General features: G+C 69.8%; 12 protein-coding genes. 3 read left to right on the top strand and 9 right to left on the bottom strand.

What is annotated here, in order from left to right; genetic code table 11:
• Positions 1-21 precede the first annotated feature (21 nt).
• The gene (locus tag VMS22_10125; GenBank protein ID HXJ34380.1) at positions 22-1,212 is read left to right on the top strand and encodes a M23 family metallopeptidase; all 1,191 of its coding nucleotides are present in this window, start codon (positions 22-24) and stop codon (positions 1,210-1,212) included.
• Here VMS22_10125 and VMS22_10130 read toward each other — a convergent pair.
• On the bottom strand, positions 1,209-1,940 hold the full coding sequence (locus VMS22_10130) for an LOG family protein (GenBank protein HXJ34381.1): 732 nt from the start codon (positions 1,938-1,940) through the stop codon (positions 1,209-1,211). The genes VMS22_10125 and VMS22_10130 overlap by 4 nt on opposite strands.
• A gap of 272 nt (positions 1,941-2,212) precedes the next feature.
• Here VMS22_10130 and VMS22_10135 point away from each other — a divergent pair, with 272 nt between their 5' ends.
• Both VMS22_10135 and VMS22_10140 read left to right on the top strand, forming a co-directional pair.
• Positions 2,213-2,563 (top strand): hypothetical protein, encoded by a 351-nt coding sequence (locus VMS22_10135; protein ID HXJ34382.1) that lies wholly within the window; start codon positions 2,213-2,215, stop codon positions 2,561-2,563.
• A 206-nt stretch (positions 2,564-2,769) separates the two neighbouring features.
• Positions 2,770-5,103 (top strand): choice-of-anchor Q domain-containing protein, encoded by a 2,334-nt coding sequence (locus tag VMS22_10140; GenBank protein HXJ34383.1) that lies wholly within the window; start codon positions 2,770-2,772, stop codon positions 5,101-5,103.
• 44 nt (positions 5,104-5,147) lie between these two features.
• On the opposite strand, the gene VMS22_10145 is transcribed toward VMS22_10140, so the two are convergent.
• From VMS22_10145 to VMS22_10180, 8 genes are all read right to left on the bottom strand, one after another.
• Entirely contained in the window at positions 5,148-6,782 is a 1,635-nt protein-coding gene (locus VMS22_10145) for a hypothetical protein (GenBank protein ID HXJ34384.1), read from the bottom strand.
• Between the two features lie 1,257 nt (positions 6,783-8,039).
• Entirely contained in the window at positions 8,040-9,110 is a 1,071-nt protein-coding gene (locus tag VMS22_10150) for a GDSL-type esterase/lipase family protein (GenBank protein ID HXJ34385.1), read from the bottom strand.
• 96 nt (positions 9,111-9,206) lie between these two features.
• On the bottom strand, positions 9,207-10,019 hold the full coding sequence (locus VMS22_10155; GenBank protein HXJ34386.1) for an enoyl-CoA hydratase-related protein: 813 nt from the start codon (positions 10,017-10,019) through the stop codon (positions 9,207-9,209).
• 3 nt (positions 10,020-10,022) lie between these two features.
• Entirely contained in the window at positions 10,023-11,174 is a 1,152-nt protein-coding gene (locus tag VMS22_10160) for a thiolase domain-containing protein (GenBank protein HXJ34387.1), read from the bottom strand.
• Positions 11,171-12,295 carry a lipid-transfer protein gene (locus VMS22_10165; protein HXJ34388.1) on the bottom strand — a complete coding sequence of 375 codons (1,125 nt, stop codon included), beginning with the start codon at positions 12,293-12,295 and terminating at the stop codon, positions 11,171-11,173. The genes VMS22_10160 and VMS22_10165 overlap by 4 nt, the downstream gene beginning before the upstream one ends.
• Positions 12,292-12,792 carry a Zn-ribbon domain-containing OB-fold protein gene (locus VMS22_10170; GenBank protein HXJ34389.1) on the bottom strand — a complete coding sequence of 167 codons (501 nt, stop codon included), beginning with the start codon at positions 12,790-12,792 and terminating at the stop codon, positions 12,292-12,294. Before VMS22_10170 ends, VMS22_10165 begins: the two co-directional genes overlap by 4 nt.
• 21 nt (positions 12,793-12,813) lie before the next feature.
• The gene (locus VMS22_10175; protein ID HXJ34390.1) at positions 12,814-13,245 is read right to left on the bottom strand and encodes an OB-fold domain-containing protein; all 432 of its coding nucleotides are present in this window, start codon (positions 13,243-13,245) and stop codon (positions 12,814-12,816) included.
• Positions 13,246-13,344: 99 nt separating this feature from the next.
• Positions 13,345-13,944: hypothetical protein (locus VMS22_10180; protein HXJ34391.1), on the bottom strand; the 600-nt coding region annotated here is incomplete at its 5' end.

Genomic DNA, 13,944 nt, shown 5'->3' on the forward strand with positions numbered 1-13,944 from the left:
CACCCGGCGGAGTCGACACACGTGCCCGTGACGGTCCGCCTTCTTTTGCCGATTCTCGCCACACTCGCCGCGTCGGTGCCCGCTGCGGCCGCCGCCGTCGTCGCGCCGCTCGTGGTTCGCGCCGTCGCACCGGTCGACCCGGTGCAGGGAGCGGACGCCCGCCTGCACCTCGCCTACGAGCTGCTGATCATGAACTTCGCCAGCTCGCAGGTGAGCCTCGACACGGTCGAGGCGCTGGACGCCGCCACGGAGACGGTCGTCGCACGCATGCAGGGTCCGGATCTCGGAGGCATGCTCCGGCTCGCGGGGGGCGCCGGCGGCACCGCGATCGGCGCCGGCGCGTCGGCGACCCTGTTCATGGACGTGTCGTTGCCGGCGGGCGCTCGCGCGCCGCGCGCGCTCTCGCACCGCTTTGCCATCACCGTGGCCCCGGGAGCGACGCCGCCGCCAGAGCCGGGCGACCGCGATCCGTCGCCGCCGGCCGCGAAGGCGATCACGTTCGTCGGTGCGCCGGTCGGCGTCGCGCAACGACGTGCGGTCGTGCTGTCTTCCCCGCTCCGCGGCCCGCGTTGGCTGGTCGCGAACGGCTGCTGCACGCCCATCACCGCCCATCGCGGCGCGACCCTGCCCATCGACGGCACGATCCGCGTCGCGGAGCGCTTCGCCATCGACTTCGTGCAGCTCGCCGGCGACGGCCGGCTGTTCACGGGCGACAAGTCTCAGCTCTCGAGCTACGCGTTCTACGGCGTGGAAGTCCTCTCGGTCGCGCGCGGCATCGTGGTCGAGACGGAGAACGCGCTGCCCGAGCAGGTACCGGCCACGCGCCCGCCCGATGCGACCATCTCGAACGCCGCGGGGAATCACGTCATCGTCGACATCGGCGACGGCCGCTTCGCCCTCTACGCACACCTCCAGCCCGGAAGCGTTCGCGTCCGCAAGGGGGATCACGTTCGTCGCGGCCAGCCCCTCGGGCTGCTCGGAAACTCCGGCAACACCGACGCACCACACCTCCATTTCCACGTCATGGACGCACCGTCGCCGCTCGTGGCCAACGGGCTTCCGTACGTCTTGGCGTCCTTCACCGGCGAGGGTCGGCTGACGAACGAGGACGCGCTGTGGAACGGCGAACCGGCTACGATCGATCGGGGCGCGCTGGCGGGCGCCCATGCGGATCAGCTGCCGCTCGACGACGAGATCGTCGCGTTCCCCTAGCAGGCGCTTCGCGGCTCCGCCGCGCGCCATTTCGCGTGCAGGTCCCGCACCACCGCGATCGCCTCGTCGGCCGTCTCGAGGCAGCGCGGAATGTCGAAGTCCTGGGCATTGGCCATCGGCAGGCGTGGATCGAGCATGCTCGTCCTCGCCCACTCGACCAGGCCAGCCCACATCCGGCCGACGAGAATCAACGGGACGTCCTGCACGTGGCGCACCTGCAGGAGCTGCCAGATCATCATCGTCTCCAGGACCGTGCCGATCCCGCCGGGCACGACGACGAACGCGTCGGAGGCGAGCACGAAGTGGTGGAGGCGCGTGAAGAAGGTGCGGTGCTCGAAGACCTGTTCGACGAACGGATTCACCTCCTGCTCGAAGGGTAGCTCGACACGGATCCCCGTGGAGCGCTCTGGCATCCCGGCCGCGACGGCACCCTCGTTGGCCGCCTGCATCAGCCCCGGCCCGCCGCCGGTGACGATGTCGCAACCCATCGCGGTGAGCGCGGTGGCGACCCGCTTCACCTCGTCGTAGACGAACGTCCCCGGCTGCGCGCGCGCGGAGCCGAAGATGGCGACGCGATAGCGATCACGCCGCGTCGGACGCAGGCGCGTGAGGTTGTTGACGATGTCCCAGAGGCCCAGGATGGTCGTCGACAGGACGCGCTTGACGCCCTCCTCGTCGGAGAGGTCGACCATCCTCGGCTCCGCGGTACCACTGCGATCGTGCGACATGCGCGGCTTCTTCCAGAGGGCGGGCCGTGGCGCAACGCTCGCGCCCCCGGCCGGGCGGTTCGTGGCGCCACCGCCACTTGACGAGTCGCGCACCTCCCGACTACACAGTCGACCCGTAGCGGCAGTCGACGTCGCGACGAAGTGGCGTCGACAAAGGGGGGACCATGGGGATGCGATCGGCACGACGGACCGCAACCGCAGCTCTGCTGGCAACCGCACTGCTATGGGTGGGCCCTGCGCTGGCGGAAACTGACACGCTCTCGCGCGCCGGGATGGACCTCGTCGGGACGCCCCTCGACCTCGCCCTCTCACCGTACACCGCGGGCTCGACCTTCGTACGGAAGTACTACATCAACGGCAAGCAATCAGTGCTGGAAAAGGCGCTCATGACGCCGGTCATGGGCGTCGCCTACGTGCCGTCCTGCGTGCTGCTCAACACGGTCGCTGCGGTGATGCGCTTCACCGACGGCCTGCTGAACGTCCCGGTGGGGCTCGCCTCGCTGGGCCGCGAGAAGGCGCCCGACACGGCGATCTACGAGCCCATTCATGGAGAGAGGGGCGCGCTGGTCGACACGCACGGGGTCTACTTCGGCGCCTACTACTGCGAAGGGTACTTCCAGTAGCCGCGAGCGGTCGCTCGCAGGCTGCGAAGGCGCTGGACGTCGAGACCCGATGGACGTCCTGAGGGCAATTGCGCGACGCGAAGACCCTCGGGCAGAGCCGACGTGAGCAGCTCGGAGCGGCTGCATCGGCAACGCGCCGGAGGCCGTCTCGGGGCTTGCGTGGGCGGGGTCGCCCGGGGCAAGGGAGCCCCAGAGGATCAGGACGGGTGAGGACCCTCAGCCGGCTGTGTCTGGGTGCCTTCGGGATGGGGGTGCTACTCGTGGCGGCGCGGGCTGCGGCCGACACGTACGCGGTCAACAGCCCCATCGACGCAATCGACGTCGTTCCGGGCGACGGGAGCTGCGCGACGGCGACCGGGGCCTGCACGCTGCGCGCCGCCGTCCAGGAGGCGAACGCACACGCCGGCCCCGACGTCGTCACGCTGCCGGAGGGGCTGTTCCTCCTCACGCTCGCGGGCGCCGGCGAGGACGCTGCGGCGACGGGCGATCTCGACGTCATCGACCCGCTCGAGATCGACGGCGCGGGACGGGAGACCACGCTCGTCGACGGGCTCGGTGTGGATCGCGTTCTGCACTCGTTCGCCTCCGCGCTGACCCTGCGCGACATGACCGTGCGTAGCGGGTTCGTTACGGGTCCCGGCGGGGGCCTCTACGAGACGACAGGCACGGTCGCGATCGAGCGCGTGCGCTTCGAGCGCAATGTGGCCACCACGGGAGGGGCGCTCTGGCACGACGACGGGGCGCTCACCATCTCCGACGGCGTCTTCCACGCGAACGTCGCCTCGGGCGGCGACGGCGGGGCGCTCGGCTTCAATGGGACGGGCAATCTCGTCGTCACCAACACGGAATTCACGACCAACGGAAGCCTCGGTGGAGGCGCTGGTGCGCTCGCGAGCGCGTCCACCGGCGCGGTGACCCTGACGAGCTGCACCTTCTCGTCGAATTTCGCGACCCTCACCGGGGCCGTCGCCGCAGTAGGAAGCACCACGTTCTCGCTCGACGGGTGCCTGTTCGACCGGAATCGGTCGACGGCCGGTGGCGGGGCGCTCCTGGGTACGGGCCCAGGCAGCGTCACCGTCTCCAGGACCCAGGTGCTCGCCAACCTGGGAGGCGCATACGGCGGCGCCTACCTGAAGGCGATCGGTACGGTGCAGGTGACCGGAAGCGAGTTCTCCGACAACGTGGGCCTCACCGGCTTCGGCGGCCTTTCCGTGAGCGCCGGCGCCGCCGGCGCGACGGTCATGGACACCGTGTTGCGCCGCAACGACGGCGGCTCCGGGTTCGGGGGAGGGCTCTCTGCCGGCGCCGCCGGCGGAACCGTCACGTTGACCGACGTCGAGGCGAGCGACAACTCGAGCGGGATGGGGGGCGGCTTGTTCCTCGGTGGAACGAACGCGACGCTCACGCGCGTCCGGCTCCTGCGCAACGGCAGCGGCACCGGGCCCGGCGGCGGGGCATACATCACCGGCACGATGGTCGGCATGACCGACTCGACCATCGAGGGCAATATCGCCGCGAATCGGGGCGGGGGCATCTCCGCAATCGGCGCGGGTCTCACGATCACCATCGCAAATTCGACGATTTCGACCAACCGTGCCGCCAGCTCTTCCGGCCAGGGTGGCGGCGTGTTTCTCGGGCCGGGGTTTGCGTCGACGCTGAGCAACGTCACGTTCTCCGGCAACGTCGCCGACTTCTCGGGAGGCGGCGCGTACCTCGTTGGCACCTTCACCTTTCGCAACGTCACTCTCGCCGACAACTCCGCTCCCCACGGAAGCGCGATCTTGAACGACAATAGCCCCATCACCCTTGCGAGCTCGATCATCTCGGGCGCCGCCGCGAACCACTGCACGGGGGACCCGATCATGTCGGGCGACTTCAACGTCGATTCGAACGGCACCTGTGGTCTCAGCGGCGCGCACGATCGCAACGACGTCGACCCGCAGCTCGGTCCCCTGGCCGACAACGGCGGGCCGACCCTCACGCACCTGCCGGCGGCGGCGAGCGCCGCGATCGACGGCGGGGATCCGAACGATTGTCCCGCCACCGACCAGCGTGGCCAGGTCCGGCCCACCGACGGCAACGGGGACGGCGTCCCGGTCTGCGACGTCGGCGCGGTCGAGTTCCTGGACCTGTGCCCGAGCGATCCCAGCAAGACCGCGCCGGGCACCTGTGGCTGCGGGGTTCCGGATACCGACGCGGCGCTCCCCAACGGGGTGGCCGACTGCCTCGTCAACGCAGAGCTGAAGGCCCGGATCGCGCGAGCGAGGGCGATCGTGGCCGCGCTGACCGGTGATGCATCCGAGGAGGCGCTCGAGAGCGAGCTCACCTCGATTGCAGAAGGGCTCGGCGCCTACCTGAAGCAGTTCAAGGCGCAGCTGGTGCTCGCCGACCCGAAGGCGAAAGTCGACAAGCTCGCCAAGAAGGTGAGGAAAGCCGCGAAGAAGGCGACGAAAGCCAAGGGTGGGCGGAAGCTCGCCAAGGCGAAGGCGAAGGCGACGACAGCACTCGACCGACTGGATCGAGCGATCGCTCCACAGTAGGTCCTCTTACCGCGGAGCCTCCGCGGTTCGGGGTCCGTTCGGGGCTACGGCGTCGCCGCGCGAGCGGTGCGAGCCGCGGCGTCGTCGAGGGCGGCGCCCAGCTCCGTGATGCAGTCCGGCGACAGCGCTTTGCCGACCGGCGGTTTGCTCAATGCGCCGCCCGCCGCGTGCCAACCACGCGCGGCCTTCTGCACGAGCTTGCGTCGCTGCTTCGTCTTGGTCGCGCCCTCCGCGCGCTCGAGCGCGTGACACGCGGCGGCGATCTTCTTCGTGAGGCGCGGCGGCAGCGTCTGGCCGGCGCACGCGGCCGACGCAGGACGATCGCACGCGCAGCGAGCGCCCGGGACGCCGTCGAGGTCCGACCGCCGGCAAGCGCCCTCGACGCACTGCTCGGCCGTGCACGGATCGCCGTCGTCGGTGCACGCGTCGTCTCTGGTACACGACGGCGGCAGCGTCGTGGTCGTCGTGCTCGGCTCGGGGCCGGTGGTCGTCGTCGGCTCGGGAAGGGTGTCCGTGCTCGTCGTGGTCGCGCCCGGCGTGGTCGTGCTCGTCGTCGAGCACGGCGTGAGGTCGATCTGGCAGCCGACGCAGCGCGCGCATGACGGGTCGAGCATGGGCACCGAAGTCGCGGCGTCGCACGCGAGCACGGCTGCTCCCTGCGCCGTCGTCGGGCAGTCGCACGCCTCGCCGCATGCGGGCTGATGCATGCCGTCGCCGCAGTAGGCCTCGGCCGCGCAGCCCGGAAGCGTCGTCGGCGGCACGAACGTCGTCGTGGTCGTGGTGACGGTCGTGGTCGTGATCGTCTCCTCGACGGGCGGCACCCCGTAGTCGTGGCCGTCCTGCCCGACGACGCCGTGGCCCTCCTCGTCGGTCACGAGCACATAGCCCGTGTTGAGGGCGACGCCGAAGATGCGGAACTCCGTCGTCGATCCGATGATGGGCAGGTTGTTGCCGGCGATCGACACCGCCGAGAGCGCCGCGCTGTAGGTGACGACGACGGGCGTCCCGGCCGTGACGCCGATGACCATCGGCGGCACCGAGGCGCCACAGCCGAAGTTGGCCGTTCCGGTTTCGCCGAGGATCTCGTCGTCCGTCGTCCGGAGCGAGGCCCCGATCTGGGTGTGGAGCCCCATGTACGCGCCGAGCACGTTTCCGATGAAGAGCTCCAGGACGTCGCTGCATTCGAGGACCGGCCGGATCGCCATCGTGGTCGGATCCCCCGGGGACTTCCCCTGCGGGGTAGGCGGGGTCAGCGTGAGCTGAAAGTTTCCGGCCATCGCGATGCCGGCCGCCGCCTGAAACGGGTTCTTGCCGAGCGGCTCGGAGAGCTTGTCGACCGCGGCCAGCGTCGCCACGTGGAGCCGGACCACACCGACCTTCACGCGCGCGAAGCCGTGCATTGCCGCCCCGGAGCTGAAGAGGCTCGACCAGCCGGGGCCGAAGTGGATCGCCTGGTGGTCGCCCGCGTCGACGACGAGATCCTCCGAGCCGTCCGCGTTCTGATGCCGCATCTCCGTGGCGTCGACGAGGCCCCCAAGGTCCGGCAGGCCGTTGGTGGTGACGAGGCCGAAGGCCCAGCCGCGAGCCGGGCCGGTCGGGAAGTCGACGGCGCCGAACGACCTCCCGGCGCCGAGGAGGAGAAGCGCGAGCAGGACGACGGCGACGCCCCGCGACCTCACGGTGACCCGAATGCGACGCACGCCTGTATCGCCGGCTCCCAAGGTATCGAACGCCCCCCCTTGTTCCGCCGGGCGACGCTACGCCGGGAGCGAAGGGCCCGTCAAGGAAGGCCGGACCCGCGCCGGCCCATGTGCGCTGCGCGGAACATCGGGCCTTCTTCTTGCGACGCTTGCAGAGGTCGGGCTTCTGTCACGCTGAATCCGGCTGCCCGTCGCCCGGACGTTCGCCACCGCTCACCCCTCCTCGCGCCTTGTGGCTCCCGGCGATCCGTCGTAGATAGGTAGCAGGCGACCGCGAACTCGGAGGTAGGCGCATGAGGACGGCTCGGTCAGCTGTTCCGATGGCTCTCTCGCTCCTGACGCTCGTCGCCACCGGCGCCAGCGCCAAAGAGACCTGCAGCGTCGCGAAGAAGCTTACCTGCATTCGCCATTGTCCGACGGTGGACTCTTGCATGGCCAAGGCCACCTCGGTGTGTCCCACGGGGGACTGTTCGGCGAAGGACATCCGCAAGGGCTGCAGGAAGGAGGTGGGGAGGTGCAGGACGAGGTGCCGGACCCCCTGCATGCGGAGCTGCGAAGGACTGATCCATGACTGCGTCGAAGGCGCCGACCCCGGGTGCGTGAGCGAGCTAGCCCCGTTGACCTGCGGCTCCGTGTGGAAGAACTGCCAGTCGGAAGCCGTATTCGAGTGCCGTAGGAAGGCATGTTGTCCGCTCCCGGTTCACGTCACGATGCAGGTGTCCTGCCAGGAAGAGCCGTGCTCGTGCATCGACGGCGCCGCCGGCAGGACGTGGACGTACGCGGCCAGCGGCACGGCGAGCGGCTCGGTCGGCACGACGCTCGAACTGGATGATCACATGTGGCAGGTCCAGTGTCGCGAGTGGACGCCCGGTGTCAGCTCCGCGTCTCTGGCGACGTGCACGCGCTCGACGGCCCAGCCCGTCGAGATCTCGTGGACGGCGACGGCGCCCGGCCGAAGCGACTGCTACTGCGCGGACGCCCCCGCAGTGAGCACGTTCGCTGCGAACGCGAGCGACGGGGAGAGCATAGACGCCACTACCATGGTCGTGACCTGTCCGTAGGCGCTACCGTCCCTTGAACACCGGCTTCCGCTTCTCCTTGAACGCCTTCGTGCCCTCGCGGCAGTCCTCGGACATCGAGACCGGCACGCCGATCTCCATTTCCTTTTCGAGGGCGGCGGTGTGCAGCAGGTCGCGCCCGGCGAGGACGGACTTCTTGAAACCACCTTCACGCGGCTCAAGGCGCGCGCGGGGCGTGCAGCGCCGGGATCGTGTCCCACAGCCAGTCGGCGAGCCGCGTCGCGATGATCGCGTTTCCCTCGGCGTTCGGATGCGGGTCTGTGCGGCTCAGCCTGAACCGTGAGCGATCGGTGCCGTCGAACCAGTGGTAGGTCGACACGACCGGCACCTCGATCCCGGCGACGAAGCGCTCGACCTCCGTGCAGCCCTTCTCTTCGATCGCCTGGCCGTAGACGTTGAAGCAGAAGACCGCGAACGAAATGCCACGCGCCCGCGTGAGCGTCGCCATGCGCTGGAGCGCCGCGCGGCTGCGGAGCCAGCCGCGATCGCCGTCGCTGAAGGGCTCGGGCCGCGCCGGCGGGGCGGGCGCGACTGGCCCGGGCGTGGCCGTGGGCGGCGGGCCCGCGGCAGGCGGCGCGGGCGGCGGTGGCGTCACCGTCGGAGCGGTCAGCTTCGCGTAGGTGACCGCCGCCAGCTCGGCCAGCCGGCTGTTCGTGACCAGGGTCACCGCGAGGCGATCGCGCAGCGAGCGATGATCGGCAGCGATGAGCGGGGTTCCGCTGTCGTTGACGACGTAGCCGACCACGACCACGTCCGGCTCGTAGCCGAACCCCTGCTGCGCCAGAAAGGCGAGCTCCTGGACGGTGTTCCAGCCCGCGACGGCGGCGGTGACGACCTCGACCGGCGCGCCACGACGGGCGCTCAGGATGCCCTCGAGCCGCTTCGTGAACATCGCGTCCTCGGGCACGCCCCAGCCGAGCGTGACCGAATCGCCGAGCGCCAGGATGCGGAGGGTCCCCGGCGGCTTCGGCACCGCGAAGTCGCGATCGCGCAGCCCATCGCGGTTCGTGCGGAAGCGAACGCCGAGAATCGTACCGCTGAAGTTCGCCAGGTGCACCGGATAGGAATGCCCGGCGTAGGTCACCGTCTGCATGTACTTCTCGAGCTCGTCGAAGAAGTTCGGCGGCGGGCTCCCGCGCCGCATGAGGGCTTCGAGCAGCCCGAGCGCGAAGCCGGTCGACACGAGCACGAGGACGGCGTGGACGGCGAGCGACCGGAGACGTCCCATGCCTTGGAGAGGAGACGCAGCCCGCCGGGCACCTGTCAAGGATGCGACGCGACGCTTGCGGTTCGGTCAACTCGCAGCTTTGAGCTTGCTACGCTCTCACCGTCCCCGGAACACCGGCTTCCGCTTCTCCTTGAACGCCTTCGTCCCCTCGCGGCAGTCCTCGGACATGGACACCGGCACGCCGATCTCCATCTCCTTCTCGAGCGCCGCGGTGTGGAGGAGGTCGCGTCCGGCGAGAACGGACTTCTTGATCGCCTGGACCGCGAGCGGGCCCGCCTCGTTGATGATGCGGGCGTAGCGGAGCGCTTCGGCCTCGAGTTCGGCGCGCGGGACGACCTTGGAGATGAGCCCCATGTCGAGGGCCCGGCGCGCCGGGATCTGCTCGCCGGTTAGGAGGATCTCCATCGCGTGGCAGTACGGGATCTGGCGCGGCAGCCGGACCGTCGAGCCGCCCATCGGGAAGAGGCTCCACTTCACCTCGGCCAGGCCGAAGAGCGCGTCGTCGGACGCGATGCGGATGTCGGTGCAGGAGAGGATCTCCGTCCCGCCCGCGACGGCGAAGCCGTGCACCTGCGCGATGATCGGCTTGTAGACGTCGTAGTTCCGCAGCAGGCCCTTGTAGATGATGGAGTAGTCGGCGAGGACGCGCTGGTCGAAGTCCGTCTCCGGCGGGCGCAGGCCCTGCATCATGCGGACGAGACGGTCGAGGTCGGCCCCGGCGCAGAAGGCCTTGTCGCCCGCGCCGCGCAGGATCGCGACGTGGACGGCGGGATCGTCGTTCACGTCCTGCCAGGCGTCGGCGAGACGCACCAGCATCTCGGTATTGATGGCGTTGCGGACCTCGGGACGGTTCATCGTGACGAACGCGATGCCGTCCTTCTTCTCGTACAGTACTGCCGGTTCGGACATCGATCAGAGCTCCGTCGACACGACCCACATCGCGAAGTACTGGGCGCCGCCACCGTAGGCGTGTCCCAGCGCGTTCTTCGTTCCTTCCACCTGGTGCGCGCCGGCGCGGCCCATCACCTGAAGCGCGGCCTCGCCGAGGCGCAGCATGCCCGACGCGCCGATCGGGTTCGTGCACAGCACGCCGCCCGACGGGTTGATCGGGAGGTGGCGGCCGAACTTCTGGTCGCCGCGATCGACCACCTTCCAGCCGTCGCCCTCGGCGGCGAAGCCGAGGTTCTCGAGCCACATGGCTTCGAACCACGAGAACGGCACGTAGATCTCCGCGGTCTGGATCTCCTTCCACGGATCCTTGATGCCGGCCTTGTCGTAGACGGCTTTGGCACACACCTTGCCGGCGCGCGGCGAGACCTGATCGCGACCCGGCACCCACATGGCCTCGGCGTACGAGGCTGCGCCCTTGATCCACGCCGGCTTCCGCGGGCCCTTCTTCGCCAGCTCCTGGTTCGAGATGACGAGGGCGATCGCGCCGTCGGACGAGGGACAGGTCTCGAGGTAGCGGATCGGCTCCCAGAGCATCGGGGAGTTCATCACGTCCTCGACGGTCATGGGATCGGTCAGGTGCGCGTACTCGTTGCGACCCGCGTTGTCGCGCGCGTTGGCGGCGATCATGGGGCCGATGTGCGCCGGCGCGCCGGTCTTGGTGATGTAGGCGCGGCAGTACGGCGCGAAGAAGCCGCCTGCGCCGGCGACGAGCGGCGGCGTGAACGGCATGGACGGCGAGAGCGCCCACATGGCGTTGCCCTCGGACTGCTTCTCGAAGGCGACCGTGAGCACGCGATCGAAGAGGCCGGACTGCACGTGCGTCGCGGCCGTGATGGCGGTCGACGCGCCGACCGATCCGGCGGTGTGCACGCGGATCATCGGCTTCATGTGCGCGCCGAGGGCGCCGACGAGCATCTGCTCGGGCTGCGCCACGCCCTCGAGCATGTCGGGCGCCTTGCCGATGACGACCGCGTCGATGTCCTTGTGCTCGAGCCCGGCGTCGGCGAGCGCGCGATCGACCGCCTCGCGCACGAGCCCCATGATGCTGTGGTCGGAGCGGCGGGCCGCGTGCTTCGTCTGGCCGACGCCGACGACGGCAACCGGCCGGCTCATGACCACCTCCGCTCGGTGCCGAGCACCCAGACGATGTTCTGCTGCAGGCAGTGTCCCTGCGCGGCGTGCGCGATGGCGCGCCTGGCACCGGCCACCTGACGTGCGCCTGCGCCACCCGAGAGCTGCCGAAACGTCTCGCCGAGACGGACGAGGCCGGTGCTCATGATCGGATCGGCGCACAGGGCGCCGCCCGACGGGTTCACGGCTGGCTTCGATCCCTTCGGATCGAGCCCGAGGGCCTCGAGCACGATCATCTCCTGTGCCGGGTTCTGCGCCAGGAGCTCGACGACGTCGACGTCGCGGGCGCTCGCGAGCCCCGCCATCGCGAAGGCCTTCTTCGCTGCGAGCTCGGTCGACGCGCTGCGGGTGAGATCGCGCGCCCCGATCGTCTGCATCTCGGCGATCTGGTGGGCGCCGTGGATCCACGCCGGCTTCTTGCAGAGCTTCTCGGCTTTGCCCTCGGCCGCGAGGACCAGGCAGGTGGCGCTCTCGCCGATGCGCGGGAGGTAGCCCTCGCGCAGCGGTGACACCTTGAAGGGCGTCTTCTGCAGCTCGCTTGCGCTCGCCGCCTCGCGGAGCTGCGCGTCGGGATTCTTCGCACCGGCGGCCCGGTTGCGCGCCGCGATCGCCGCGAGATCGGCGTCGCCGACACCGGTGCGCGCCATGTACGCGCTCGCCTGCAGCGCCGACGTCGACGTGGGATCGAGCCCGATCGCGGCGTGGTAGTATGGCTCGAGCTGCAGGTTGTACACCCGGTCGGGCTCGCCTTCGGACGTCTTCCCGTGTCCGCACACGATGGCGGTGTCGACCTCGCCCGTCTGCAGCTTCACCCACGCGTAATAGGCGGCGAAGCTGCCGTCCATCTCCAAATGCAGGTCCTGCCGCGGCGGCCACGAGCCCATGACGTCGAGCGCGGCGACGAAGCCGAACGGACGGCCGTCGGCGTAGTCGGTCGAGGCGGAAACCTGGTAGTCGATGTCGTCGCGCGTGACCCCGACCTGGTCGAGCGCCTCGCGGACGACGGGATAGAGCATCTCGGTCGACATGCGGTGCTCGTCGCGCGCGACGGTCGGCATCTGGGCGAAGCCGACGATGGCGATGTTGCGCAGCTTCTGGCTCATAGGCGGTGGATGAACGAGGCGAGCGGCGCGTCGGGCTCGCCCGTCGGCCGGAAGTAGAGGATGTCCTCGTGGTTGCCCTGGCGCTCGGCGTCGGGCTTCCAGACCGCCTCGACGCGCATGCCCATGCGTACGTCCTCGGGCTTGCACTGCTGGATCGCCGCGAAGATCGAGATGTCCGCGCCGTCGAGCGCCACCGACGCGGCGACGTACGGCAGCTCGATGTCGCGCCCGATGACGGGGATGTTGACGACGCAGAAGGTCGTGACGACGCCCCTGTCCGCGACCTCGACGAACTCGGTGCACGGCGCGAAGCTCGCGGGCGAGTTCACGATCGGCGGAATGAAGACCTTGCCGGTCTTCGAGCACTTCGAGCCGAGGATCTTCTTGTCCTTGAAGGCACGGAGCTGCTTCGCGCGATAGTCCCCGGCGACGTAGTGGTACGGCAGCCGCACGTGCGAGTCGACGTACTTGACGGGTTCCTTCGGGGGTTCGTTCATCTGTGACCTCGGGATCGTGATTCAGGCGACGCGGAAGCGCGCGATGTCGCGGATGGTGCCGGTACGCTCGTCGTCGGCGGCCCACACCGCTTCGACGCGCGAGCCGACCTTCACGCGCTCGTGCCCCTCGGTGACGACGTGGGCGAGCGCGGTGTCGGCGCCGTCGAGCTTCACGAGCACGAAGGCGAAGGGCGTCGTGGACGGATGGAGGTCCGCCAGCGGCTTCGCGACGATCGCGACGGCGGTGACGGTGCCGGTCGGCTTCACCTCGACCCACTCGCCGCCGGCCGAGGCGTCGACCTCTGAGTAGCCGAGCGGCGGGACGACGACGCCTTGCCCCGTCACCCGCTGGCCCCAGATCTTCTTCTGCTCCTTCAGCCCGGCCAGGAAGCGCCCGATGGTCTCGCCCGTCGAGTGCTTGTACGGGAACTCCATGGTGACCTCGGCGCGCATGGGTTCCACGGAGGCGGGTGACGTGCTCATGGGGGGACTGGCGTAGTCCCACGAACGAACGTTTGTCAACCGATCCCGCGCGCCGTCGGCGCGGCGCCGCTACTCGGCCGGGGCGTCGGACGGGCAGGCGACGATGGTGCGGAGGGTCGTCGCGTCGGCCCGCATGGGCTCGCCGAGGTCGAGGAAGCTCTGGCGTACCGTCGGGCCGATCTTCGTCACCGCGGCCTGGCTCGCGAGCATGCGGCGGTAGACCGTGAGGCCCTTCGCCGCCTTCTTCAGGCGCTTGCGGGTCGGGCCGAGCTTTCCTGCGCGGCAGCTGTCGATTGCCTGGTTCGTGAAGTTGAGCACCTTCACCAGCTTGGCCGTCAGCTTCGCCTGGAACGTGCCGAGGCCGCTCTCGGCGAGCACCTGCTCGCGGAGCGCGCGGATGCGGCATGCGATCGAGTCGAATGTGGGGCCGTCGACGAAGGCCTCGCACATGTTCGGCGGTAGCGTGGTCGTCGTCGAGCTGCTGGTGGTGGAGGTGCTCGTGCTGCTGGACGTCGTCGTCGACGTGGGCGCATTGCCGTCGGCGATCGTCACCGTCGCCATGGCCGGCGTGCCCACGTCGTACTGTGGGCCGTCGACGACGGTCACGATGACGGTCTCGCTGCCTTCGATGAGGGCGTCCATGCTGGGCATGACCATGGCCGTTGCGGT

The organism is Candidatus Eisenbacteria bacterium, assembly GCA_035577985.1.
In the GTDB taxonomy this organism is placed as follows: domain Bacteria; phylum Desulfobacterota; class Binatia; order DP-6; family DP-6; genus DATJZY01.